Source organism: Methylobacterium mesophilicum SR1.6/6 (genome assembly GCF_000364445.2).
Lineage (GTDB): Bacteria > Pseudomonadota > Alphaproteobacteria > Rhizobiales > Beijerinckiaceae > Methylobacterium > Methylobacterium mesophilicum_A.
In genome coordinates, this window is the sequence record NZ_CP043538.1 from 3,853,523 (window position 1) to 3,876,335 (window position 22,813).

The 22,813-nt window shown below is 68.6% G+C and carries 21 protein-coding genes and 2 pseudogenes; 14 read left to right on the forward strand and 9 right to left on the reverse strand.

Going from position 1 to position 22,813, the window contains the following annotated elements:
• Window positions 1-16 precede the first annotated feature (16 nt).
• The 4 genes from MMSR116_RS18480 to MMSR116_RS18495 form a co-directional block, all read right to left on the reverse strand.
• Entirely contained in the window at window positions 17-469 is a 453-nt protein-coding gene (locus MMSR116_RS18480) for a hypothetical protein (RefSeq protein WP_010687598.1), read from the reverse strand.
• A 127-nt stretch (window positions 470-596) separates the two neighbouring features.
• The gene (locus MMSR116_RS18485) at window positions 597-866 is read right to left on the reverse strand and encodes a hypothetical protein (RefSeq protein WP_039894968.1); all 270 of its coding nucleotides are present in this window, start codon (window positions 864-866) and stop codon (window positions 597-599) included.
• Window positions 866-2,434, reverse strand: coding sequence for a GMC family oxidoreductase (locus MMSR116_RS18490; protein WP_010687600.1), 1,569 nt, complete (start codon window positions 2,432-2,434; stop codon window positions 866-868). Before MMSR116_RS18490 ends, MMSR116_RS18485 begins: the two co-directional genes overlap by 1 nt.
• 10 nt (window positions 2,435-2,444) lie before the next feature.
• On the reverse strand, window positions 2,445-2,984 hold the full coding sequence (locus MMSR116_RS18495) for a twin-arginine translocation signal domain-containing protein (protein WP_010687601.1): 540 nt from the start codon (window positions 2,982-2,984) through the stop codon (window positions 2,445-2,447).
• 553 nt (window positions 2,985-3,537) lie between these two features.
• Here MMSR116_RS18495 and MMSR116_RS18500 point away from each other — a divergent pair.
• The 4 genes from MMSR116_RS18500 to MMSR116_RS18515 all read left to right on the forward strand — a co-directional run bounded on the left by MMSR116_RS18500 (window position 3,538) and on the right by MMSR116_RS18515 (window position 8,341).
• The gene (locus MMSR116_RS18500) at window positions 3,538-4,701 is read left to right on the forward strand and encodes an ABC transporter substrate-binding protein (protein ID WP_010687602.1); all 1,164 of its coding nucleotides are present in this window, start codon (window positions 3,538-3,540) and stop codon (window positions 4,699-4,701) included.
• Window positions 4,702-4,870: 169 nt separating this feature from the next.
• Complete coding sequence (locus MMSR116_RS18505) at window positions 4,871-5,746, forward strand: branched-chain amino acid ABC transporter permease (protein WP_010687603.1); 876 nt, start codon at window positions 4,871-4,873, stop codon at window positions 5,744-5,746.
• Between the two features lie 7 nt (window positions 5,747-5,753).
• Window positions 5,754-7,580 (forward strand): branched-chain amino acid ABC transporter ATP-binding protein/permease, encoded by a 1,827-nt coding sequence (locus MMSR116_RS18510; protein WP_010687604.1) that lies wholly within the window; start codon window positions 5,754-5,756, stop codon window positions 7,578-7,580.
• 8 nt (window positions 7,581-7,588) lie between these two features.
• Window positions 7,589-8,341, forward strand: a complete 753-nt coding sequence (locus MMSR116_RS18515) for an ABC transporter ATP-binding protein (protein ID WP_010687605.1) — start codon at window positions 7,589-7,591, stop codon at window positions 8,339-8,341.
• 112 nt (window positions 8,342-8,453) lie between these two features.
• On the opposite strand, the gene MMSR116_RS18520 is transcribed toward MMSR116_RS18515, so the two are convergent.
• The 3 genes from MMSR116_RS18520 to MMSR116_RS18530 form a co-directional block, all read right to left on the reverse strand.
• A complete protein-coding gene (locus MMSR116_RS18520; protein WP_010687606.1) occupies window positions 8,454-9,878 on the reverse strand; it encodes a hypothetical protein in 1,425 nt (474 codons plus the stop codon).
• Between the two features lie 254 nt (window positions 9,879-10,132).
• Window positions 10,133-11,494, reverse strand: coding sequence for an NAD(P)H-dependent oxidoreductase (locus tag MMSR116_RS18525; RefSeq protein WP_010687607.1), 1,362 nt, complete (start codon window positions 11,492-11,494; stop codon window positions 10,133-10,135).
• A 344-nt stretch (window positions 11,495-11,838) separates the two neighbouring features.
• Entirely contained in the window at window positions 11,839-12,768 is a 930-nt protein-coding gene (locus tag MMSR116_RS18530) for a LysR substrate-binding domain-containing protein (protein ID WP_010687608.1), read from the reverse strand.
• A gap of 130 nt (window positions 12,769-12,898) precedes the next feature.
• On the opposite strand from MMSR116_RS18530, the gene MMSR116_RS18535 reads away from it, so the two are divergent.
• Both MMSR116_RS18535 and MMSR116_RS18540 read left to right on the forward strand, forming a co-directional pair.
• On the forward strand, window positions 12,899-14,203 hold the full coding sequence (locus MMSR116_RS18535) for an MFS transporter (RefSeq protein ID WP_010687609.1): 1,305 nt from the start codon (window positions 12,899-12,901) through the stop codon (window positions 14,201-14,203).
• 44 nt (window positions 14,204-14,247) lie between these two features.
• A complete protein-coding gene (locus MMSR116_RS18540; protein WP_010687610.1) occupies window positions 14,248-15,111 on the forward strand; it encodes a class II aldolase/adducin family protein in 864 nt (287 codons plus the stop codon).
• Window positions 15,112-15,491: 380 nt separating this feature from the next.
• Here the strand turns inward: MMSR116_RS18540 and MMSR116_RS18545 are convergent, their stop codons facing one another.
• On the reverse strand, window positions 15,492-15,752 hold the full coding sequence (locus MMSR116_RS18545) for a hypothetical protein (RefSeq protein ID WP_010687611.1): 261 nt from the start codon (window positions 15,750-15,752) through the stop codon (window positions 15,492-15,494).
• A gap of 235 nt (window positions 15,753-15,987) precedes the next feature.
• Between MMSR116_RS18545 and MMSR116_RS18550 the strand changes: the two genes are divergently transcribed.
• The 4 genes from MMSR116_RS18550 (at window position 15,988) to MMSR116_RS18565 (ending at window position 17,715) form a co-directional block, all read left to right on the forward strand.
• Window positions 15,988-16,242: a hypothetical protein gene (locus MMSR116_RS18550; protein ID WP_010687612.1), complete on the forward strand. Its 255-nt coding sequence runs from the start codon at window positions 15,988-15,990 to the stop codon at window positions 16,240-16,242.
• Window positions 16,243-16,611: 369 nt separating this feature from the next.
• Window positions 16,612-16,887: a hypothetical protein gene (locus MMSR116_RS18555; RefSeq protein WP_158169031.1), complete on the forward strand. Its 276-nt coding sequence runs from the start codon at window positions 16,612-16,614 to the stop codon at window positions 16,885-16,887.
• A 231-nt stretch (window positions 16,888-17,118) separates the two neighbouring features.
• Window positions 17,119-17,412 carry a hypothetical protein gene (locus tag MMSR116_RS18560; RefSeq protein WP_010687614.1) on the forward strand — a complete coding sequence of 98 codons (294 nt, stop codon included), beginning with the start codon at window positions 17,119-17,121 and terminating at the stop codon, window positions 17,410-17,412.
• A 108-nt stretch (window positions 17,413-17,520) separates the two neighbouring features.
• Window positions 17,521-17,715 carry a hypothetical protein gene (locus tag MMSR116_RS18565; RefSeq protein ID WP_010687615.1) on the forward strand — a complete coding sequence of 65 codons (195 nt, stop codon included), beginning with the start codon at window positions 17,521-17,523 and terminating at the stop codon, window positions 17,713-17,715.
• A 386-nt stretch (window positions 17,716-18,101) separates the two neighbouring features.
• On the opposite strand, the pseudogene MMSR116_RS32555 reads toward MMSR116_RS18565, so the two are convergent.
• Window positions 18,102-18,561: pseudogene (locus MMSR116_RS32555) on the reverse strand (IS3 family transposase); the annotation flags it as partial.
• 695 nt (window positions 18,562-19,256) lie between these two features.
• Here MMSR116_RS32555 and MMSR116_RS18575 point away from each other — a divergent pair.
• The 4 genes and pseudogenes from MMSR116_RS18575 (at window position 19,257) to MMSR116_RS18590 (ending at window position 22,710) form a co-directional block, all read left to right on the forward strand.
• On the forward strand, window positions 19,257-20,726 hold the full coding sequence (locus tag MMSR116_RS18575; RefSeq protein WP_010687617.1) for a methyl-accepting chemotaxis protein: 1,470 nt from the start codon (window positions 19,257-19,259) through the stop codon (window positions 20,724-20,726).
• Window positions 20,727-20,752: 26 nt separating this feature from the next.
• Window positions 20,753-21,055: a hypothetical protein gene (locus tag MMSR116_RS18580; protein ID WP_158169033.1), complete on the forward strand. Its 303-nt coding sequence runs from the start codon at window positions 20,753-20,755 to the stop codon at window positions 21,053-21,055.
• A gap of 536 nt (window positions 21,056-21,591) precedes the next feature.
• Window positions 21,592-21,729 (forward strand): annotated as a pseudogene (locus MMSR116_RS18585) (IS110 family transposase); the annotation flags it as partial.
• Window positions 21,730-22,053: 324 nt separating this feature from the next.
• Window positions 22,054-22,710, forward strand: a complete 657-nt coding sequence (locus MMSR116_RS18590; RefSeq protein WP_010687619.1) for a LuxR C-terminal-related transcriptional regulator — start codon at window positions 22,054-22,056, stop codon at window positions 22,708-22,710.
• Window positions 22,711-22,813 lie beyond the last annotated feature (103 nt).

A 22,813-nucleotide genomic window follows, 5' to 3' on the forward strand; every position in this document is an offset into this window, starting at 1 on the left:
CGGCGCGGAAGCGGTGTCAGCGCCTTCCCCAGTGCCTTCCGAGGAGCGGCCGGTCGGGCAGGAAGTCGGCATCGGTCAGAGCGGCCGCCACCACCGCGAGCAGGCCGAGATGCAGCGCCGCCGCCGCGAGGGCGGGGCTGTGGAGCGTCCCCAGCGCCAGCGCCCCGGCCGCCATGGCCGGCGGGCCGGCCACGTAGATCGCCGTCCGCCAGGGCGCCGCCGGCCGGGCGAGGCGCCAGAAACCGGCCGCGAGCGCGGCCAGCGCGAACCCGCCCTTGATCACCGCCATGAAGCGGATCACCCGCGCGAGGTCGGGCTCGACGGGAACGGCCGGCGACCGTACGGCCACGGCGGCGGTGCCGAGCAGGGCGGCGGCCGTCAGCAGGACGAGGGCGAGGCGTGCCGGCCCGATCCGACCGGCTGCGCGGGCGGGGGGCGCCACGGCGACGGGATGCGCGTCAGTCCACATGGATTCCTCCTGTCGATGCGGGGCCAGCCGTCTTTGCGAGCGGAGCGAAGCAATCCAGCTGCGCCACGTTTGCCGAGGTCGCGCTGCCCTGGGTTGCTTCGCGCCGCTCGCAAGGACGCGGCGGATCTCAGCGCAGCTTCTGCTCCTCCTTCTCCCGCTCGGTCGGCGGGCGGGCCCGGTCGGCCCCCTCGGCGGCCGGCGTGGCGGCGGGGGCCTGCGGGTAAGCCACGTTCGGGGTCTGGCCGGTGCTGCCGACCGTGCTGTTGTTCGTACCGGGCGTCGCCGCCGCGTCCGGCGGCAGCGCGTCGCCGGGGCGGGGTTGGGCCTGGGCGGCGCCCGAGAGCGCCGCGACGAGGAGGGCGAGGGACCAGGTCCGGAAGCGGCGCGGGCGCATCATCAGATCTCGCCCCGGCTCATCATCCCGGCCATCGTGTCGGCCTGCCGGATGGCGAGGGCCACGATGGTCAGGGTCGGGTTGCAGGCCGCGCTCGTGGTGAACTGGCTGCCGTCGGAGACGAACAGGTTCTTCACGTCGTGAGTCTGCCCGAGGGCGTTGACCACGCCGTCCTGCGGCTTGGCGCTCATCCGGTTGGTGCCGAGGTTGTGCGTGCTCGGATAGGGCGGGGTCGGGAAGGTTTTCGTGGCGCCCACCGCCTCGTAGATCGCCGCCCCCTGGCGGAACGCGTGGGCGCGCATCGCCGTGTCGTTGGGGTGGTCGTCGTAGTGGACGCTCGCCACCGGCATGCCCTGCGCGTCCTTGACCGCCGGGTCGAGGGTGATGCGGTTCTGGGCCTGGGGCAGATCCTCGCCGACGATCCACATCCCCGCGAGGTTGGCGTAGTTGTCGAGCACCGAGGTGAAGCCGCGGCCCCAGGCGCCGGGATTGAGGAACGCCGCCATGAACGGCACGCCCAGCGAGAGCGTCTCCAGCTCGTAGCCGCCCGCGAAGCCCCGGGACGGGTCGTGGCGGGCCTCGTCGCGCACGATCCCCGCCATGGTGGTGCCCCGGTACATGTGCACCGGCCGCTCGAACATCCCGTAGACCGTGCCGGTGGTGTGCCGCATGTAGTTGCGCCCGACCTGGCCGGAGGAGTTGGCGAGGCCGTCAGGGAACCGCGCCGAGGCCGAGTTGAGCAGGAGCCGCGGGCTCTCGATCGAGTTGCCCGCCACCGCGACGATCCGGGCCTTCTGGCGCTGCATCGCGCCGGTGGCGTCGGCGTAGACCACGCCGGTAACCTTGCCGGCCGCGTCGTGCTCGATCTTGACCACCATGGATTTCGGGCGGACCTCCAGATAGCCCGTCTCCTCGCCCTTGGGGATCTCGGTGTAGAGAGTCGACCACTTCGCCCCCGACTTGCAGCCCTGGAAGCAGAAGCCGATCTGCATGCACGAGGAGCGGTCGTCCCGGGGCACGCTGTTGATCGCCATGCGCCCGGTATGGACCTCCCGGTAGCCGATCTTGGTGGCGCCGGCCTGCAGCACCTTGAAATTGTTGTTCCCCGGCAGGCCCGGCAGGCCGTTGGTGCGGGTCACGCCCATCTTGTCCTCGGCGCGGGCGTACCAGGGCTCCAGCTCGGCGAGCGTCACCGGCCAGTCGAGGAGGTTCGCTCCGGCGACGTCGCCGTAATGGTCGCGGGTGCGGAACTCGTGGTCCTCGAAGCGCAGCGAGGCGCCCGCCCAGTGGGTCGTCGTCCCACCCACCGCCTTGACGATCCAGGCCGGCAGGTTGGGGAAGTCGCGCGCCACCCGCCAGTCGCCCGAGGTGGTGCGCGCGTCCTTCCAGGCGAGCTGGGCGAAACTCTCCCACTCGTCGTTGACGAAATCGGCGATCTCGTAGCGGTCGCCGGCCTCCAGGATCACGGTCTTGATGCCCCGCTGGGCCAATTCGTTGCCGAGCGTCCCGCCGCCCGCGCCGGAGCCGACGATGACGACGACCGAGTCGTCGGTGAGGTCGAAGCGTGCCATCGGTGCCCCCTCAGACCTTGTCGACCCAGTCGATGTCGTTGAACCCGCGCTCCAGGTAGCCGCCGTGCTCCGCCGAGGAGCCCTCGTAGCCGAGCTTCCGCCACAGCGGCTTCTGGTTGTAGAGCGAGACGACCAGATCGGCGCGGATCTTCTTGAAGAACTCGCCCGTCTCGATGCCCCGCAGCAGGGGCACCCGGTCGTCCTCCCAGCCGACGTCGAGATAGGGTTTGCCGTGCTGGGCCTTCGCGGCGGCGTCGAGGCCGGCGACGCCCTCCTCCAGCAGGGTGCGGGTGCCGGCATCCGCGGCTGCCTTGGCGTCCCAGGGCAGGATCGCGGTGCGGTAGTATTGGTCCGAGAGCTGGTCGTGCGGGTAGATGTCCCGCGCCATTAGCACCAGGGTCTTGAGGCTGTGGGGGGTGAGCGCCTGCGCGCCCTCGGCCCAGGCCTCGGAGGTGACCCTGGAGGCCAGTGCGGCCGCCGGTGCGGCGGCGGCCGCACCCTTGAGGAAAGTCCGCCGGTCGACCGGCGTGCGCCTGTCTACGAGCCTCATCGTTCCTCCCGGCGGATGGTACCCGCCTGCCCCTTCGGCGGGGCCATCTCGATTTTGAACGATTAAAGCGTGTGCTCCGGCGCCTGTCCACCGGAATACCCGGCGCCCGAATGCCGCGATGACACTGTCATCCAGATGTTTTCCTTCAGACGACTCGATGAGAATACAACATTCAAAAAAGATCACATCCAGTCCGACTGCCAAGCCTCACGAACTGCCAAGCCTCACGGAGCGATTGCGGGCGTCCGCTGCTCCCAAGATCAGGGGCCTGGGCTCCCATGACTGCCCTCTGCGCCAGGACTGTTAACCTGTCATTCCGGAACTGCGCAGGCGAGCCCGGAATGACGGCGCGGGTGTCGTACGACGCCCCCTGCTCGACGACAGCCCATCCCGCAATCCGCATTCACCGCGCGTGATCCCGAGTGACGATCCCGGGCCATCCTCTCATTTCCGTGAAGCTCGGGTGGCTGGCGGGATGGACATCTTGGCATCCGGTATGGAGCATCCACGCCAACGCCGGGCCTCGAGCATCGGCGATGGGACGGATACGCCAATGACGACGACGCGTCGCGTTTTTCTGACCGGTGCCGCCTCCGCGCTCGCGGGCGGTCTGGCGCCGGGGGTGATCCGCTCGGCCTGCGCGCAGGGCGCCGGGTCGACGGTGCGGATCGGCATGGTGCTGCCGGTGACCGGCCCCGGCGCCGATGCCGGGCGCTACGCGCTCGCCGGCGCCAAGATCGCCCTGGAGGCGGTCAACAAGGCGGGCGGGGTGCTGGGCAAGCCGCTGGAGATCGTCACCGAGGACGACCAGACCACCAATCCCGGCGCGGTCTTCGCCTTCTCCAAGCTCGCCTCGCAGAGCGACCTCGTGGGCTTCCTGGGCTCGATCCGATCGACCCAGAACCACGCCATGGCGCCCGACATCCTGAAGACGGGCAAGCCGGTCTGCTTCGGCGGCACCGACCCGGTGCTGACACAGCTCGGCAATCCGTGGCTGTTCCGCTTCCGGCCCAACGACAGCTTCTCGGCCCAGGTGATCGCCGAGCACGGCGTCAACGGGCTCGGCAAGAAGAAGTGGGCGATCATCCACTCCACCGACGCCTTCGGCACCAGCGGCGCCAAGGCGCTGACCGAGAGCCTCGGCAAGGGCGGCGCCACGGTCGCCCTCGACCAGGGCTACACCAACCAGAGCCAGGACTTCACCCCGGTGGTGCTGGCGATCCGCCAGTCGGGCGCCGACGTGATCGGCTCGTACTTCACCTTCGAGAACGACATCGGCATCTTCGCCCGGCAGCTGCGCCAGCTCGGCGTCACCGCGCCCTGGGTCGGCTCGCCGTCGATCACCAACGTGACCGCCCTGAAGCTCGCCGGGCCGTCGCTGTACGGCACCTACGGCGTGGCCGACTACGCCGAGGAATCGAGCGACGCCGCCCGCGCCTACGGCAAGGCCTACCGGGCGGTGATGAAGATCGCCCCCGACAACCAGTCGTCCTGGACCTTCGACGCCGTGACGGTGCTGGCCAAGGCGATCAACGCGGCGGGCAAGACCGACCCGCAGGCGATCCGCGAGGCGATCCTGGCGGTGCGCGGCCACGAGGGCGCCGAGGGCACCTACAACTTCGACAAGAACGGCGACGGCCTGCACGGCTACAACGTCGTGCGCAACGACAAGGGCAACATCGTCTTCGACCGGCGGATCGACTTCTACAAGGGTTGAGATGCGCGTGTTTCCTGCCGGCGCGCCTTCCCTCCCCCGCAGAGGGGGGAGGGAGAGGCGCGGAGACGTCTCCGACCCGGCTGCGTGAACGGCATAAGCCGCCCGCGATCGGGCACGGCTCCAGGACCATCGGACCCATCACCGAAGGACACATGAGAGTGCGGACCGCATGGACCTGATCCTGCAGCTTCTCTTCACCGGGATCGGCATCGGCTCCGTCTACGCCCTGGTGGCGCTCGGCTTCGTGCTGATCTTCCGCGCCACCAACGTGGTGAACTTCGCCCAAGGCGAGTTCTCGATGGTGGCGGCCTTCCTGATGGTGGTCTTCGCCGTCGACCTCCAGTGGCCCTACTGGCTGTCGCTGCTCCTCACCTTGGGCGGGATGGCGCTGCTCGGCGCCCTGTTCAACCTCGGCGTCTACTATCCCCTGCGCCACCGCAGCTACCTGCCGGTGATCATCTCCACCATCGGCGCATCGATCTTCCTGGCCAACACCACGCTCGCCCTCTACGGGCCGCAGCCGCAGGTGCTCCCGCCCGTCTTCGAGACGCAGGGGTTCCTGCTCGGCCCGGTCTTCCTCGACAGCCAGTACCTGCTGATCATCGCGGTGACGGCGGCCCTGGTGGCGTTCCAGTACTGGTTCTTCGAGCACACGCTCGTCGGCAAGAAGCTGCAGGCGACCTCGCAGGACAAGGAAATGGCCGCCCTGCTGGGCATCCCGGTGGCCGGGATGATCATGCTGACCTTCGTGTACAGCGCCGTGCTCGGCGGCATCGCCGGCATCCTGGTGGCGCCGGTGCTGTTCGTGTCGATCCAGATGGGCGCCACCATCGCGCTGAAGGCCTTCGCGGCGACCATCATCGGCGGCTTCGGCGACGTCACCGGGGCGATCATCGGGGGTCTCGCCCTCGGCATCATCGAGACCTTCGGGGCGGCCTACGTCTCGGTGCCCTACAAGGACGCCTTCGCGTTCCTGGTCCTGATCGTCTTCCTGGTCGTGCGCCCGCAGGGCCTGTTCGGCGAGCGCGTGGCGGAGAAGGCGTGAGGACGGCATGAGCGGCACCCCCTCCCCCATCGCCGCCGCGGCGCCGGTGCCCGCCCCGCGTCGGTTCCCCCTCGGCAGCCTCGCCTACGCGGTCCTGGCCGCCGGCCTCGTGGCGCTCGCCGCCACGACGCCGCTCAACGGCTACGCCCTCAACATCCTGATGCAGGCGGCGACCTACGCCATCGCGGTGATCGGGCTCACCGTGGTGCTGGGTCTGTGCGGGCAGATCAACCTCGCCCAGGCGGGCTTCTTCGGGATCGGCGCCTACGCGGTCGGCCTCGGCACGGTCGACGGGGGGCTGAACTTCTGGATCTGCCTCATCACCGGCCTCGGCCTCGCGGTGGTGCTCGGCGCTGCGCTCGGCGCCTCGACGCTGCGCCTCGGCGGCCACTACCTCGCCATGGTGACGATCTCGTTCCAGCAGATCCTGACCCTGGTGCTGACCAACTGGATCCCCGTCACCCACGGGCCCGACGGCGTGCCGAACATCCGCCGCCCGGCCCTGTTCGCCGACGGGCAGAGCTACCTCGCGCTCTGCGTGCTGGTGCTGGCGATCGTCGGCTGGCTGGTCTGGCACATGCCGCGGACCCGCCTCGGGCGCGCCATGCGGGCGGTGCGCGACAACGAGCTGGCGGCGGGGGTGTCGGGCATCGACATCTACCGCACCAAGGTCGCGGCCTTCGCCCTGGGGGCGCTGCTGGCGGGGCTCGGCGGCGGGCTGTTTGCCGGCAGCTTCACCTATATCAGCCCGGACCAGTTCTCCTTCGCCGAGTCGATCGTCTTCCTGACGATGGCGCTGCTCGGCGGCGTCGGCTCGCCGGTCGGCGCCGTGATCGGCACCGCCCTGCTGATCCTGATCCCGGAATGGCTCCGCTTCCTCAAGGAGATCCCGGGGCTCTACCTCGCGATCTACGGGCTCGCGGTGATCCTGATCGTGGTGTTCATGCCGGACGGGATCTGGGGTTTTCTGGGCGATCAGGTCCGGCGCCTGCGCCGGGCCCGCCCGGCCCCGGCCCCCGCCGCCGAGCTGACCCTGAGCCAGGGCGAGGCCTCCGGGGCGCCGATGCTGGAGGTGTCGGAGCTCGCCAAGCATTTCGGCGGCCTCAAGGCCGTGGACGCGGTGAGCTTCACGGTGGCGCGGGGCGGCATCCACGCGCTGATCGGCCCGAACGGCTCGGGCAAGACCACGACGCTCAACGTCCTCTCGGGCCTCTACAGCCCCACGGGCGGCACCGTGCGGCTCGCCGGGCAGGACGTCACGCGCCTGCCGCCGCACCGGCGGGCGGCCGCCGGGATCGGGCGCACCTTCCAGAACATCCGCCTGTTCCGCTCGATGAGCGCCCTGGAGAACGTCGTCATCGGCGCCGAGCGGCCCAACAACCCGCTGGGCGCGAGCGACCGGGCGAGCCTGGAGGCCCGCGCCCGAGCGGCCTTGGCCTTCGTCGGCCTGGAGGGGCGGGCGGAGGAGCCGATCTCGGGCTTCTCGTACGGCCACCAGCGGCTGATCGAGATCGCCCGGGCGCTGGCCGGCAACCCCGTGCTGCTCCTCCTCGACGAGCCGGCCGCCGGGCTCAATTCCAGCGAGAAGAACGCCCTGACGGTGCTCCTGCGCCGGATGGCCGCCAAGGGCCTGACCATCCTGATCATCGACCACGACATGACGCTGGTGAGCGACGTGGCGAGCCACGTCACCGTGCTGAATTTCGGCCGCCGCATCGCCGACGGCGTCACCGCGACCGTGCTGCGCGAGCCGGCGGTGATCCAGGCCTATCTCGGCGAGGACGCCGCCGCCGGCCCGGCGGCGAGCCTCAAGACCGACCTCGCACCGGTGTGAGTGCCGCGATGACGACGCCCCTCCTGGAGATCCGCGACCTCGTGGTCCGCTACGGCGAGATCGAGGCCGTGCGCGGCCTGTCCTTCTCGGTCGGCGCCGGGGAGGTGGTGACGCTCTTGGGCTCCAACGGCGCCGGCAAGTCCACCACCCTGAAGGCGATCTCGGGACTGGTGCGGCCCGCCGCCGGCACGATCCTGCTGGAGGGCAAGCCCCTGGAGGGCCTGAAGCCCGAGGCGATCGTGCGCCTCGGCGTCGCCCACGTGCCGGAGGGCCGCCGGGTCTTCCCGGGGCTGACGGTGCGCGAGAACATCATGCTGGGCGCCTCGAACCGGTCGGGCCTGTCCAAGCGGGCGCTGCGCGACGAGGTCGAGGCGATGTTCGACCTGTTCCCGGATATCCGCCGGTTCGGCGACGCGCTGGGCTGGACGCTGTCGGGCGGCCAGCTCCAGATGGTGGCGCTCGCCCGCGGCCTGATGGCCAAGCCCCGCATCCTGCTCCTCGACGAGCCCTCGCTCGGCCTCGCCCCGGTGATCGTCCAGGCGGTGTTCGCGATCATCGCCGAGGTGCGCCGCCGCGGCACCACGGTGCTGCTGGTCGAGCAGAACGCCCGAATGGGCCTCTCGGTGGCCGACCGCGGCTACGTGCTGGAGACCGGGCGGCTGGTCCTCTCGGGCGATCCGGAATCGCTCTGGGCGAATGACGAGATCCGGTCGGCCTATCTCGGCGGGCGCGCGAAGGCGGAGGCGCTGGCGGCGGGGTGAGGGTGTTTCCCACCGTCATCGCGAGCGAAGCGGAGCGACCCAGGGTCGCGCGAGGTTCGGAAAACGTGGCGCTGCCCTGGATGGCTTCGCTTACGCTCGCAACGACGGCGGCTCAGTCCAGCGCGTAGCCCAGAAGGCCCTCGGCGGTCTGCCCCTCGCAGCCCTTGTCCAGCGACACGAAGTGGTCGTGGCCGCCGGCGTTGCAGCGGTAGAGCGGGTGGCTGCCCCGGTGCGGGGCCTCGTAGACGTAGCCGGTCTGCCCCAGCGGCGTGTGCCCCTCGCAGTTCGGGTCGCGGCTGAGGAAGTGGTCGGCGCCGGCCACGCAGCTCATCAGCTTCGCGGTGCCGGGCCGGGGCAGCGTGAACACGGATCCGAGGGTGGATTCGATCGTGTAGTCCGGCGCCGTGTAGCCCGTGGTGACCCAGTGCCCGGCCGGCCCGACCGCCCGCTTCAGGGGCACGCGGTCGGAGGCCGGGTCGAGCGTCGCGGTCGCGATGCGCCACGTGCCGGGATAGGGATCGCCGCCCGAGAAGAACACCGTGACGGCAGGCAGGAACGGCGTGAGGGTTCCGCGGGCATCGCGCTGAAAGCCGGGGCTGTGATTGAGATAGAAGCCCGTGACGTCGGAGTTCAGGGTGCCGGCCGGCGTCCAGCGCGCGGGCGTGCCGCTGAGCAGGGTTTTGAGCGGCATCCGGTAGAGACCCATCTGGTAGGTCTCGCGATCGGGGTTGCGAGCCGGATCCTTGCAGGCGACCTGCTGGCAGTTGCGGCCCGCGAGGCCGGTGATCACGTAGATCTCGCCGGAGGCCGGGTCGTAGCCGAAATCGGAGTTCGGGTTGATCGTCGTGCCGTCGGCGGTCCCGTTCGGGACCCGCACCGGCGGATCGAAATGCACCCCGTCGGCCGTGCGCCGCACGTAGAGGTCGCCGAAGCCGGCCACGCCCTGCGGCCCAGTCAGGTCGGTGGTGAAGACCATGAGGCTCGACCGGCCGTCGAGGCTGACGGTCGCCGGCTGCCCCGCGCCGTAATTGCCCTGGGCGACGGCCGGGTTGAGGGGCGCGATCACCGGGTTCGGATAATCCACCCAGGTGACCTTGTCGTTGGAGAAGGCGAGCCCCGTCTGGTTGTTGTGCCCCGGCAGGTTGTCGGCACCGGAATAGTACATCGCGTAGGCGTAGCGCTGGCCGTCGACCGGGTTGGTGAAGCTGCCCTTGATCACGCTCGGATCGCAGACGTACTGGCGGTTCCAGGACCCGGGCGTCGGCTGGAACACGATCCGGGCCGGCGAGAAGCCGGTCTGCGGGTCGTAGGCGCGATGATAGATGACGTCGGTCTTGCCCTGCCCGCACCACCAGATGTCGGTGGTCCCGTTCTCGGTGATCAGGCTCGGGGCGTAGTTGTAGCCCTTCGGATTCGCCTCGTTGACGAAGAGCGGCTGGCCCTCCGGCCCCGTCCAGCCGGCCCGCGCCGGCCCCGCGCAGGCGAGGGCCGCGAGGAGGAAGGCGCGGCGCAGTGCGGATAGTCTGCGGACTTGCATGTTCACACGTCTCCATCGGAGAGGGGCTGAACGGCTCCGCGGATTTCCCTCCCCCCTGTGCGGGGGAGGGTGGCCCCCGAAGGCGGTCGGGCCGGGACGTAGTCCCGCAAGAGGGGAGCCCGGCTTCAGGATTTAATAGAGCCGTCGTGAAGGCCGGCGCTTCGGTCTGCACCGTCGCTCCCCTCTCCCGCCCTCCCCCGCAGAGGGGGGGAGGGAGAGAAGCGGCGATGTTTCTGATGTCATCCGGATCCGGATCAACCAGCCGCGCCACCCCACTCCGTCCGGAACAGGTCCTCCATGTCGCGCCGGACGCGGATCGCCTCCTGCCCCGCGTCGAACGCCACGTCGCTCCAGCGCACGATCCGCCCCGCGGGAACGTCGGTCTTCAGGACCATGTTGTGGGCGAGACCGATCGGCAGGGCGTCCTGCGCCAGGGCGTCGGCCGCCGGGATCAGCTTGCCGTAGACGGTGAAGCCGCCCTCCCCGTCGAGCGTCTCCCCCGCCCGCAGGGCCCGCTTGGCGGTGGCCGCCACGTCGCCGCGCCAGTCGCCCGTCGCCCCCGTGGCCTCGCCGCGGACCGCGATGGAGGCCACCGAGATCCCGAGTTCCAGGCCGATCAGGTGGTAGGGCTTGTAGGTGGCGGCGTAGAGCCCGCTGTCGTCGGTCTTCAGGCCGTACTGGGCGAAGCAGTTGCGCACGTAAGGACTCGGTGCCGCGAACACCGCGTAGACGCCCCAGCGCAGGTCCCGGAACACCGGCCGTCCGTCCCGCTCCAGGGACGAGACCACCTCGACCGTGCCGCGCTCCGCCAGGATTCCGCCATCCGCCGCGGGCCGCAGGACGCTCGGCAGGTCGTCGACGCCGCAGGGCGGGAAGGCGAGGCCGTCGCGCGGGGGCGTCAGCCCGCAGGCATTGGCCACCGCGGCCATCTCCAGCGCCGACTTGGTGCCGTCCAGGAAGGAGTTGAACATCTGCGGGTTGAAGTCGCCGCCCGCGACCTGGTCCTCGCTGAACCCGTAATGGCCCCAGACCGTGTCGGGCGTGGAGGCGTGGTAGGCCGGCAGGTACTTGGTGCCCTTGCCGGCGCAGACCACCTCCAGCCCGATCGTGCGCGCCCAGTCGACCAGCTCGGCGATCAGCGCCGGCTGGTCGCCCGAGGCCATGGAGTAGATCACCCCGGCCTCGGCGGCCCTGCGCGCCAGCAGCGGCCCGGCGAGCACGTCGGCCTCGACGTTGACCATCACGACGTGCTTTCCGTGCGCGAAGGCCTTGAGCGCGTGGCGGATGCCGGCGGCGGGGCTGCCGGTGGCGTCGATGACGATGTCCACGAAGGGGCTCGCGATCATCGCGTCGGCATCCGCGGTGACGAAGGTGGTGCCGTCCCGCGCGGCCTCCTCCAGCCCGCGCGCGGCGAAGCGGGCGTCGTCCCAGCCCACCCGGCGCAGCGACGCGCGCGCCCGGTCCGGCGACAGGTCGGCCAGCGCGGTCAGGTGGATGCCGGGGGTGCGTGGCGCCTGGGACAGGTACATGGAGCCGAACTTGCCGGCCCCGATCAGGCCGACCCGGACGGGCCGGCCCTCGCCGGCGCGCCGCTGCAGCTTTGCGAAGAGGGACATGGGGCGTTCTCCCTGATCGGCGCACGGTCGGGGCCGGGCTCCGCCGCGTTGGCCTTGTGCTTGAAGACGGACCTAGCACTGGAAGGCGCAGACGCCCACGCAAAGGACCGCGACGGCGGAGACCAAAAGCGTGGCGCGATGGCCCCTTCGTCGTCCCGGGGCCGCGCGGCGGAGCCCGGGATCCAGACCCGCCGACGTGCCAAAACCCTGCGCCGACAGCGGATCTGGGTTGCCCGCCTCCGGCGTGCCCCTTCGGGTCCGGGCTCGCCTGCGGCGCCCCGGAACGACGGCGTGAGACCCGGGGCCTGTCGCCGAAGCGATCTCGCCCCGCGACGGTGCGCGCGTCAGGCGGATGTCTCCTGCCCCGCCCGGCTCTCCGCCTCCACGTCGAGCAGCCAGCGGCGGAAGGCTCGGATCTTCGCCAGCGTCTCGTCGCGCTCGCGGTAGCAGATGAAGTGGAGGTCGCGGGTGAGACTCTCGGCCCGGTCGCCGCCGAGGCGCACCAGCTGTCCGGCGCCGAGCTCGTCGCGCGCGAACCGCAGCGTCTCCAGGGCGACCCCGAGCCCCTGGACGGCCGCCGAGATCACCAGCGAGCCCCGGTCGAAGGCCGCGCCCGCGGTCCCGGCCGGGACGGTCAGGCCGTTCTGGGCGAACCAGTCCGGCCAGCGCACCGGGCTGAAGGACGAGTCGAGCCGGGTGAAGCGCTCGGCGAGCCCCGGCCCGACCGGCCCCGCCGCCCGGGCGACCTCCGGCGTGCACAGGGCCGCGATCTCCTCCGGCCCGAGGGACTCGACGGTCAGGCCGGGACCGCGGGGCGGCCGGCCGTAGGCGATCAGGATGTCGATCTCCCCGTGTCGCCCGAGATCCACCGGGTCGGCGCTGGTGGACAGGCGGATGGCGATGCCGGGATGGGCCTCCACGAAGGCGGGCAGCCGCGGACCGAGCCACTTCGCCGCGAAGCTCGGCGTGCAGTGGACGGCGAGCGCGGCGGCCAGAGCCGCGGGCGGCGGCGGGCTGAGTTCCGCGCAGAGCGCCTCGATCGCGTCGAAGGCGCCTGTCAGTCCCGCGAGCAAACGCGCGCCATCCGCGGTGAGCGTCGCCTGCCGGTTCGCCCTCCGGAACAGGGGCCGTTCGAACCAGCGCTCCAGCGCCCGGATCTGGTGGCTCACCGCCGAGGGCGTGAGGTGCAGCTCCGCGCTCGCCCGGGCGAAGCTGCCGAGCCGGGCCGCAGATTCGAAGGCCCGCAGGGCGGGGAAGCTCGGGATCCGCCGCATGCGTCAATCCATGAATTGAATTCATGAAAAGCGTGAAAAATCGTCGTTTGTCAACGAATCGACGGCGCACGATAGTGCCGCCCGCGCCGCGCAGACGGTTGCGGAACGACAAGTCTAGGGAGACATCCGGATGGCACAGGGGGTCATGACCCTCGTCGAGCCCAGTATCGACGAGACGACGCGGGTCTACCGCAAGGTCACATGGCGCCTCGTGCCGTTCCTGTTCGCCTGCTACGTCGCCGCCTATCTCGACCGCGTCAATGTCGGCTTCGCCAAGCTGCAGATGCTGAGCGACCTGCAGTTCAGCGAGACGGTCTACGGGCTGGGCGCCGGGATCTTCTTCATCGGCTACTTCCTGTTCGAGGTGCCGAGCAACATGATCCTCCACAAGGTCGGCGCCCGGGTCTGGATCGCCCGGGTCATGCTGAGCTGGGCCGTGATCTCGGCGGCCATGATGTTCGTGACCTCGCCGACGTGGTTCTACGTCCTGCGCTTCCTGCTGGGCCTCGCCGAGGCCGGGCTGTTCCCGGGCGTCATCCTGTACCTGACCTACTGGTACCCGTCCGAGCGCCGGGGCGGCATCATCGCGCTGTTCATGACCGGCATCCCGGTCGCCGGCCTCGTCGGCGGCCCTGTCTCCGGCTGGATCATGAACGCCTTCGCCGGCATGGGCGGGCTCGCCGGCTGGCAGTGGCTGTTCCTGATCGAGGCGCTGCCGTCCTTCGTGCTGGGCTTCTGCGTGCTGGCCTACCTCGACGACGGCATCCAGAAGGCCAAGTGGCTGAGCGCCGACGAGAAGGCGCTGCTCGCCCGCAACATCGCGGCCGACGGCGCCACCGTCACCGCCCACCGCTTCCGCGACGGCTTCACCAGCGGCTGGGTCTGGCTGCTCTGCGGGATCTACTTCTTCTTCATTATGGGTCTCTACGGCGTCGGCTTCTGGCTGCCGACCCTGATCAAGGGCGCGGGCGTCTCCGACCCGCTGCAGATCGGCCTCCTGACGATGCTGCCCTACGGCGCCGCCGCGGTGGCGATGGTCACGGTCGGGCGCCTGTCCGACGCGGCCCGGGAGCGGCGCTGGCACATCACGGTGCCGGGCCTCGTCGGGGTGGTGGGCTGGCTGGTCAGCATCCGGTTCAGCACGGACCTGATCGTCGCCGAGGCGGCGCTCACCGTGGCGACCATCGGCGTGCTGGTGACGCTCGCTCAGTTCTGGTGCCTGCCGACCGCCATCCTGGCGGGGGCGGCCGCCGCCACCGGCATCGCGGTGATCAACTCGGTCGGCAACCTCGCGGGCTTCGTGAGCCCCTACCTGATCGGCTGGATCATCGACACCACCAAGTCCACGAGCCTCGGCGTCTACACCCTCGCCGCGTGCCTCGCCCTGGGCAGCCTCCTGGCGCTGACGGTGCCCAAGCGCCTCGTCAACCGCTGACGCCCCCTCACCCCATCCCCTCTCACCCGACGAAAGGACACGCCATGCTCGACGATCATTCCCACGACGAGACCGCCGCCCTCGACCTGCCGAACGACGATGCCGGCCGCAAGCGGACCTCGATCTACCAGCCCGAGCAGGCCGGCCTGATCTTCCCGGAGATCCCCGAATTCGCCAACCACGCCGAGGAGCGCGACTACCGCAAGAAGCACCTCGTGGCCGCCTGCCGCGCCTTCGCGATGCACGGCTTCGACTACGGCTTCGCCGGGCACCTGACGATCCGCGACCCGGAGCGTCCGGAGCTGTACTGGACCAACCCGATGTGCGTGCACTTCTCGCAGGTGCGGATGTCGAACCTGATCCTGGCCGACCACAAGGGCCGGGTGGTCGAGGGGCGCCACGCCATCAACCGCGCGGGCTTCGTGCTGCACGCCGCCGTGCACGAGGAGTACCCGGAGGTGATGGCCATGTGCCACGCCCACACCACCTACGGCACCGCGTGGTGCGCCACCGGCCGGCCGCTCGAGATGATCAGCCAGGACGCGGCGGCCTTCTACAACAGCCACGCGGTGATCGGCGCCTCGGCGGGCGCCGTGGCGGTAGAGAAGGAGAGCGGCCTCTCGGTCGCCCAGCAGATCGGCCGCAACCGCGGCGTGCTGCACCAGAACCACGGCCTGCTGACCTGCTCGCAGCACAGCATCGACGACGCGGCCTTCTGGTTCATCGCCCTGGAGCGGGCCTGCCAGCAGCAGCTCCTGGTCGAGTCGACCGGCATCAAGCCGCAGCTCCTCTCGGAGAAGACCGCCCGCTACAGCCGCGAGCACGTGGGCAGCGACTATATCGGCTGGCTGCACTTCCAGACGCTGTACAGCCACATCGCCGAGACCCAGCCCGACATGTTCGCCTGAGGTCGCGGACCGGTCGCAGGGCCGGCCCGCGGGGCCGGCCCTCCCGCCGCGATCCGTCTCCCGGCCCGGGACGCCACCTGTCACCGGGAAGCGACAGCCTCCGCGGATCGCCCGCGGAGGCCGCCGGACGCCCCCGTTCGGTCACGATTCGGGAGCGTTCCTTCCGGCGCCCACCGTCGATCCGGCTTGCGTCATGCTCGCGTTCCCCCACGCTCTTCTCCTCCGGCACCGCGAGAGTGCCGCCGTCCTCCTCTCGTCCGCCCTGTTCCTGATCGGAGCCTTGCCGCTGCTCTGGGCGATCGGCTGAGCCGCGCGGGATCGAGGTCCAACCCCGCGGCCGGCCGGCAGGCCGCAGCGGCGAGTGCAGCGGCGAGCCTCCCTCAATCCACACCGCAGGCGAGAAGATCGCGCCTGCGCTGCTCGGCATTCTCACGGGCCTCCTCCTGCCAGCTGTCCTCGGGAGGGGTCACCTCGACCCTTCCGGGCCTCGCGGCCGGGAGGTGCAGGCTGCGCGGGTCGAGGGAGAGCGAGCCCGTCGTCTCGGGATCGTGGCTGCAATCCCGGTCCGGCGGATCGGTCTGTGCCAGAGCGGCACCGGCACACACGATCATGGCCGACGTGAACGCGAGGAGCTGTCTCATGGTCGGTGTCCGGATGTCCTGACGCGCTGGATCGGAACCCGTCATCGCGCCGAGAACCGGCCGCGGGCGGGAGGACGGCTTACCGGGACATTCGACCGAAGGCTCTGCCGCAGCCATGGCCGTGGAGCATGCGGCCCCCGAGCACGGCGCGCTTGACCGGGTCGACCAGTCAGGCGTGAGAGCTGCCTTGCGCAGGACCCGTCATCCGCGCATGGCTTCCCCGGGAGGCGCGCCGATGCTCGACGCTCTCAAGCTGGCTTCTGCCACCGCACTCGTGTTCACGCTGGGCGCCTTCGCGATCGCCCGGACTGGCCGGCACGCGGACCAAGCCACGGTGCTCCTGGCCTCGGTGGCGATCGGGCTCGGGATGCTGGCGCTGGTCGGCGGACTCACGCGGCTCGATGCGGACGGCTCGGCCATCTCGCAGGCCGACGCCCGCCCGGATTACGGGATGAGCTGGCGCCCGTCCGCGCGCGGACCGGCGCATTAGAGCGTTCCCCACCGACGTGGACGCCGGTTCGGCGCAAGGGCGCGCGTCCACAGAGGCCTGGAGCCGTGCCCAGACGTCATCGGAATCCCGCGCCGGACACGGTCGCAATCGCGGGATGCGCAATCGCGCTAAGCTTAAACGCAGTTTTTACTGTGATTCACGACCGTTCACCGCAACCCGATGTTGCGATGGGAACGTTTCCTGTAATGAGTCGATACATGACCAATAATTTGAGCATCGGCCATGAACTACGTAGGAATATGCTTTTTTACTGAGATCGGTCGCTGTTTATGCGGCCCGGTCGCGGGTGGAAGCGGCAATGCTGTCACGAACGATCAGGCCGGCCGGCCGTCCGTGGGCGATCTGCACGTGAGCCTCGCCGCCGTCTCGACGAGTGGGGTCCGCACATCTGAAGCTTCCGCGGCCGGCGGCGGCGGCCAGGGCAAGAGCTCGGCCTTCGCCGGCTCGGGCGGTCGGTCCGGCGACACCCTTCTCGGCTTCGGATCCATGAGCGCGGCGGAGCCAAGTTGGGGGAGCGGGTCCGGTGGCGCGCCGACGCCTGAGCTGAATGCCGGCCTCGGCCTGCTCCTGGCGGGCTTCACGGTCGTCGTTCTGCGGCGCAGGCGCAGACGCCAGCCCGCCTGAACCGGGCCTCCTGAGGCATCACGGCGCCCCGCAGCGGCGAACGGCCGTCCTGGACGTGGACCTCCTTGACGTGGACCGGGCGGGTCTTCCTGTCCCGCCTGCGCGTCCGGCGGCACCCTGCCGGCTGCTGCGGCGTCCGCGGGCGTTGCGGCGCGCCTTGCGTCGGACCTGCGGTGGCGCATAGGACGGTGACGCAGCCGAGGGGCAACCGTCGCGGTCATCGAGGGTCGATTGCAGGATCTGGAGCAGGGCAGCGCGGAAGCGGTCTACGTCTCGGCCATGGTCGGGGAGATGATGGAGCGTGTCCTTGAGGACGCCCTCGTCGACCTCGCGAAGGCGAAGGGCTCCGCTTACCTCGACATGTTCGTCGAGCGCGAGTTGGCCCGCTACGCGGACCTGTTCCGCGAGCGGCCGGGCGACCGACCCGAGACCAGCGGCATGCTGCGCGCCTGGTTCGCGGTGGAGGGCCGCGCGGCGCTCCGGGCCGTGCTCGCACGCGCCAGTGCCGAAGCGCGGCGCGATTGAAGCGGCCGGGGATACGCCGCGTGAGGCTCGTCTCGCGGGGCGGATGGCCTAACTCAGTGGGCCGCTGCCCTGGCTTGCGCGAGGGCGTGCAAGCCCAGGAGGACCGACATGGCTGGAGACCGATCTGGTGAGCGCGCGGCGCTCGATGCCGAGGTCGAGGAAACCCAGGGCATCATCGCGAGACTGCGCGCGGCCGCTGACGGTACGCCGCCCGGACACAGTTCGCGGGTCGCGCTGAAGGCGGCCGAGGAGAAGCTGGCCGCCCTGGTCAAACAGCTGACCCGGCGGGACCAGACGGGCTAGGCGAGAACGCTCTCCGCGGAAGCCGATGCCGGTCCGGCGTCGAACAATGCATGACGTCGGACAGCGCATGACAACGAGAAGCCGGGGCTGCACGCCCAGCGTCGTGCGCCGGATGGCGGGCGGAAGGCCGATCGCCCGCAAGCCGCGACGATCAGGCTCCGCGGCACGCCGCCCGGTTCCTGATCGTGCGGCGAATAGCTGGCGCTTGGCCGGCTAGCTTTGGGCCAAGCTGTTTGAGAGGATCAGCCAAGACCGAAGACGAGGAGCAGGTCGTGCTTGGACTAGCTTCAGCTTGGACTAGCTTCAGTTGAGTGAGAGCAGTTTGGGGAGCGATGCCCCTTTCGAACTGGGTGGGGCTGGTGAAGCCGAGCGCCGCGTGACGGCGTCGGGGATTGTGGAAGCCATCGATGTAACCGGCCGGCGCGCCGGACATGGGCGAGCAGGACGAGATCCTCGCGCTGCCGCATCGAGGCCGGACGCTTCTTCGAGGCTAAGGCGCCGCTCGGATTGACGTCGAGAACCTTGCACAGGCGCGCGACCGGGAAGTCGTTCTTGGCCGCCTCGACGAAGGCGGAACCTCATCGACGTCCCTCCTCGGGCCGAAAAAGGCCGTCGCCCGCTTCAGGATCTCCCGCTCCTGGCGCAGCACCGCGTGCTCGCGTCGCAGGCGCTCGAGCTCAGTGGCCATGTCCGCCTCCGGTCTGCCATCGGGCCCCTCCTCCAGGAAGAGAGCGCGCCACTTTGCGGTGCAAGTCCAGCCCGCACCAGGGTTCTGCGCGTGGATGCACAGCTGCGCGTGCTAGCGGCCTCCGATCGACAAGGTGTTCTCACCGAGGTGGTGGCAATGGATTCAGCCCGGCGTCAGAGTGGCGTGGTACGTCCTGCGAACTCCTGTTTGGTTCAAGCTTATCATTGATCCTCAGGGTATGAGAGGTAGCTTGGTCAAGGTTGGTACGGACTGATTATTCAGCGCGACTTGTAGGATAGATCAGCGCCGTTGTTCCAAGCCATCAGACTTCCCGCAGGCCCACTCTCCGACACACTGCGACGAGTTTCGATTGGACAAGATGGCCGCGTCCACGCTCTTGTATCGCCGCATGAGGGCGGATCGACCAGTTTCCAGCCTGAGCAGCTTGCCGCAACCGAACCGGGTCGTCCGCAGGACAGCCATCGGCTTGTTCCAAAAGCAGTTATTGTCCGGCCATCCGGCGAACCCTCGACCCGGTGTCGTCGTGCATCAGTCGGCATGCTGGCGGAAATCCCACGGGCTGAAGCTCCTGATGCGCTCACCACGTCGGTCTTGGCAAAGCTCCGGCCTGATCGGTGGGCCGGCATAGGCGGCGGCACATGCCTCACGGCATGGCAGGTTTTCTTCCACATCTCTCAAGCCGGACCTCCATGTGTGCGGTTTGATACAAATCCCGTCACAAATTCTCGGCGCCGTGAATGCGCACCGGTCGCGCAATCAAGAATCTAGCAAAATACGATCGAGTACAACTAAAACCGGCCTTTTGAGCACTTATAGGATCGAGGAAAATCTGATGTTCGCCTATCGCAAAAACGATGCGAAGTTGAATGCAGCCTACGCTTCGCAGGCTGTGATTGAATTTGCGCTCGATGGCACGGTGAGATGGGCAAATGACAATTTCTTGAATGCGCTGGGTTACAAGCTCGATGAGATTAAAGGTAAACACCATCGAACATTCGTAGATCCCGCAGAACAGGGATCAGCCTATGAACAGTTCTGGGCCGCACTGCGGCGGGGAGAGTTTCAGACAGCGGAGTACAAGCGGATCGGCAAGGACGGCCGCCAAGTGTGGATCCAAGCGAGCTACTCACCGCTGATCGGCCGCAACGGCAAACCTTACGGCGTCATCAAATTCGCGCACGATATCACCAAGCAGAAGCTGTGGAATGCCGATTGCGAAGGCAAATTGCGTGCGCTTGACCGATCGCAGGGCATCATCGAGTTCAATCTCGACGGCACCGTCATCACCGCCAACCCAAATTTTCTAGCTCTGGTCGGCTACACTCTCGACGAGATCAGAGGAAGACAGCATCGTGTGTTCGTAGATCCGGCTGAGCTTGGCCCGGAATACGATCGGTTCTGGAGCAGCCTGCGTCAAGGAGAGTTCCAACAGGCCGAGTACAAACGAGTCGGGAGGGGCGGACGCGTCGTCTACATCCAAGCGACTTACAACCCTGTCGCTGATGCGTCAGGCAAGCTGGTTAAGGTCGTGAAGTTTGCCACCGACATCACAGCGGCAGCCCACAAGCGCCTTGAGCGGGATCGCCTTCAGAAGGCGGTCGACGCCGACCTCGACGGGATCGCCGCATCTGTCTCAAAGGCGTCAGAGCAGGCGGTTGGCGCGGCCAGCGCTTCCGAGCAGGCGGCCGGCAACGCGCAGAATGTCGCGGCCGGTGCCGAGGAACTGGCGGCGTCGGTTCGTGAGATCAGCCAGCAGGTGGGGCGCGCCCTCGCCGTATCGCGGCGCGCCGTCGATCAGTCGGAAGCGACCTCGATCGTCGTCGGCGGCCTCGCGGCCGCGGCCCAGCGCATCGGCGAGGTGGTGGATATGATCAACGGCATCGCCAGCCAAACGAACCTGCTCGCCTTGAACGCGACCATCGAGGCGGCGCGGGCTGGGGAAGCCGGCAAAGGGTTTGCGGTCGTGGCTGCCGAGGTCAAGGAGTTGGCAGCCCAGACCGCGAAAGCGACCGACAACATCAGCGCTCAGATCCGACAGACCCAGGCCGCCGCGACCGAGGCCGCCGCTGCGATCTCGGGCATTGGCGAGACGATCGGCGAGGTCAATGCGATCTCAAGCGCGATCTCGGCCTCGGTCGAGCAGCAAGCCGCGGTCGCGCAGGAGATGTCGGCCAGCATGCACGCGATGACGGCCGCCGTGACAGAGATCAGCCAAGGTGTGAGCGTCATCGCGATCGCCACACGAGAGATCGCGAGTGCGTCCCAACAAGTACGGGATGCCTCCCACAGCATGGCCGCTTGATCGAGGGGCAAAGACTGATGTCGAACGTGAGCATCTTCCCTACGGCGCGCCGCGACGGAGCACATATGTGCCGCCTCGCGTTGGGCCTGAGCCAAGCGCATGACGGTGGAATCGATCTTGGATCGCGGCTGCCACACATTCACGCGGGAGCCCAAGACTTGATGGTATTAGCGGAAAAACTCCGCGCTGCTGTCGAAACGATCGAAACGGATGATTCTACAGCAAGCCTCTTCGGGGTCGGCCTGCTTTCCGCTATCCACATGTGCATCGCAAATGTACAAAAATTGGCTGTCAAATCAAATGAGCTGCCGAATCAAATACATGAATAGTCCAAAATTCGATATCAAATTTGATATTTTAATAGCGACGTCATTGCCTTCACAGTAAGTATCCTGTGAAGATAAAACGGGCGCATATCTGGAAACTTGCACCCCACCGGACCCTATCTTGTTCGATATTATCCTTGATGATTGTAAACATCTGACCGACACAGCGAGGTCCGCTTCCGTGCGTTGCAGCCCAGAGGCGGACCGGTGCAAATCCGGCTCAGGCAGGCGGCCTGCTGGCGACCTCAATACCAGTCGTCAGAGCTGAGCCATATCTGGCAGCCCCGGCCGATCTCTGACAGAGTCTCCGATATTGCTGTGCCTTGATTTGCAAGGTGCAATGCTGCCGAGAGATTTTCTCTCAGGTGCTGTTGCCGGATGGGGGCAAATGCGCGGATCCCTGCTGCGCGGGCTCAGGATCACATCGGCGTCCAAAGAAAGCGCAGAGCTCCGTCAGCACGACAACAGAGATTGCCGTCCATCTTCCACAATGAGCTTTGCGTTAAAGACGGTGCCATGATGTCATACGGTACGCGTCCCGGACGCGCGACCGGCTGGCCAAGCAACGCACGCAGCTGGTGACCATGATCCGCGGCCTGCTCGCCGGGTTCGGGATCGAGAGGGCGCGGGGCCTGCGCCCTGCGCTCGAACTGGCGGCCCGCCTCCGCATCGCCGATCGGATCGCCGCATCAAGCGCGGTCGGGAGGACGCGAAGAAGGGCGACTTCGGAGCGCCGCTGTCGCGAGCGCGCACCTGACGATGCGTTTCACCTGGGTACGTGGCAGCTTGGGCAGACAGTCATTCGCTGGGAAAGTTGATTCAGCGCGCCCCTCGAAACTGGGCGTTCCAGATTGAGACAATCTTGTGCGCCACAGGTATTTACCTTCCGCTGGAAGGTGCATTTTTGATCAATATCGGCGCGAAAAATCTGGAATAAGAATTGAAACTACGTACCCGAGCCCGGCCACTTGTCTCAAGCCGGGAGAGAGAGGTGCGAGGTCATGAGTACGGCCGTTGGCGTCCTGATCCTTGATGAACCGCAGGACCTGAGCGCGACTGTTCGCGCGACACTGGAGCACATGCCCGAGCTCCACACGATCGGCGAGGCGGATCTGGATCGGGCGAACACCGACACGACCGTCGCGCTGATCTTCCTCGACGAGATCCGGCTCGCCGACGGGATCGCCCGCATCGTCGGCCTGAAGGAGCGTCAGCCCAACCTGCGCACGCTGGTGGCCTTCGGCGCGCTCGCGGCGGATGACCTGCGCGCGCTGCTGGCTGCGGGCGTCGACGCGTTCGTGGCGCGCTCGAAGTCGCCCCGGGAACTCGGCGCCGCGCTGCTGGCGCTCGCGGAGGGCTCGGACTGCCTGACGCCGCCGGAGCAGCCCGGTGCGGCGGCGAGCGAGGCGGCCGACAGCCTGGGCCTCACGCCCCGCGAGGCCGAGGTGCTGCGCTTCCTCAGCTCCGGCTTCAGCAACAAGGAGGTCGCCCGGCGGCTGGCGCTGAGCGTGCGCACCGTCGAGACCCACCGGCTCAACCTGCGCCGCAAGACCCAGACGGGCCGGCTCAAGGATCTGGTCTCGCTCGCCCGACAGCTCAGCCTGCCTCCCGTCATCGACACAGAGGCCAAGCGCGACACGTATCGGCTTCGGCATTGAAGCGCGCCGCGTCGGTCAGCCATCCAGGCGCTTCGATCCAGGCTTCAGCGCCCGGCGACAAGGCGAAGCCTCTGGCTTGCAATGCGCATCTTCCATTGGAACA

Coding starts and splice junctions, on each gene's coding strand:
- MMSR116_RS18480 (WP_010687598.1), bottom strand. CDS start 469: ATGTGGACTGACGCGCATCCCGTCGCCGTGGCGCCCCCCGCCCGCGCA.
- MMSR116_RS18485 (WP_039894968.1), bottom strand. CDS start 866: ATGATGCGCCCGCGCCGCTTCCGGACCTGGTCCCTCGCCCTCCTCGTC.
- MMSR116_RS18490 (WP_010687600.1), bottom strand. CDS start 2,434: ATGGCACGCTTCGACCTCACCGACGACTCGGTCGTCGTCATCGTCGGC.
- MMSR116_RS18495 (WP_010687601.1), bottom strand. CDS start 2,984: ATGAGGCTCGTAGACAGGCGCACGCCGGTCGACCGGCGGACTTTCCTC.
- MMSR116_RS18500 (WP_010687602.1), top strand. CDS start 3,538: ATGACGACGACGCGTCGCGTTTTTCTGACCGGTGCCGCCTCCGCGCTC.
- MMSR116_RS18505 (WP_010687603.1), top strand. CDS start 4,871: ATGGACCTGATCCTGCAGCTTCTCTTCACCGGGATCGGCATCGGCTCC.
- MMSR116_RS18510 (WP_010687604.1), top strand. CDS start 5,754: ATGAGCGGCACCCCCTCCCCCATCGCCGCCGCGGCGCCGGTGCCCGCC.
- MMSR116_RS18515 (WP_010687605.1), top strand. CDS start 7,589: ATGACGACGCCCCTCCTGGAGATCCGCGACCTCGTGGTCCGCTACGGC.
- MMSR116_RS18520 (WP_010687606.1), bottom strand. CDS start 9,878: ATGCAAGTCCGCAGACTATCCGCACTGCGCCGCGCCTTCCTCCTCGCG.
- MMSR116_RS18525 (WP_010687607.1), bottom strand. CDS start 11,494: ATGTCCCTCTTCGCAAAGCTGCAGCGGCGCGCCGGCGAGGGCCGGCCC.
- MMSR116_RS18530 (WP_010687608.1), bottom strand. CDS start 12,768: ATGCGGCGGATCCCGAGCTTCCCCGCCCTGCGGGCCTTCGAATCTGCG.
- MMSR116_RS18535 (WP_010687609.1), top strand. CDS start 12,899: ATGGCACAGGGGGTCATGACCCTCGTCGAGCCCAGTATCGACGAGACG.
- MMSR116_RS18540 (WP_010687610.1), top strand. CDS start 14,248: ATGCTCGACGATCATTCCCACGACGAGACCGCCGCCCTCGACCTGCCG.
- MMSR116_RS18545 (WP_010687611.1), bottom strand. CDS start 15,752: ATGAGACAGCTCCTCGCGTTCACGTCGGCCATGATCGTGTGTGCCGGT.
- MMSR116_RS18550 (WP_010687612.1), top strand. CDS start 15,988: ATGCTCGACGCTCTCAAGCTGGCTTCTGCCACCGCACTCGTGTTCACG.
- MMSR116_RS18565 (WP_010687615.1), top strand. CDS start 17,521: ATGGCTGGAGACCGATCTGGTGAGCGCGCGGCGCTCGATGCCGAGGTC.
- MMSR116_RS18575 (WP_010687617.1), top strand. CDS start 19,257: ATGTTCGCCTATCGCAAAAACGATGCGAAGTTGAATGCAGCCTACGCT.
- MMSR116_RS18590 (WP_010687619.1), top strand. CDS start 22,054: ATGAGTACGGCCGTTGGCGTCCTGATCCTTGATGAACCGCAGGACCTG.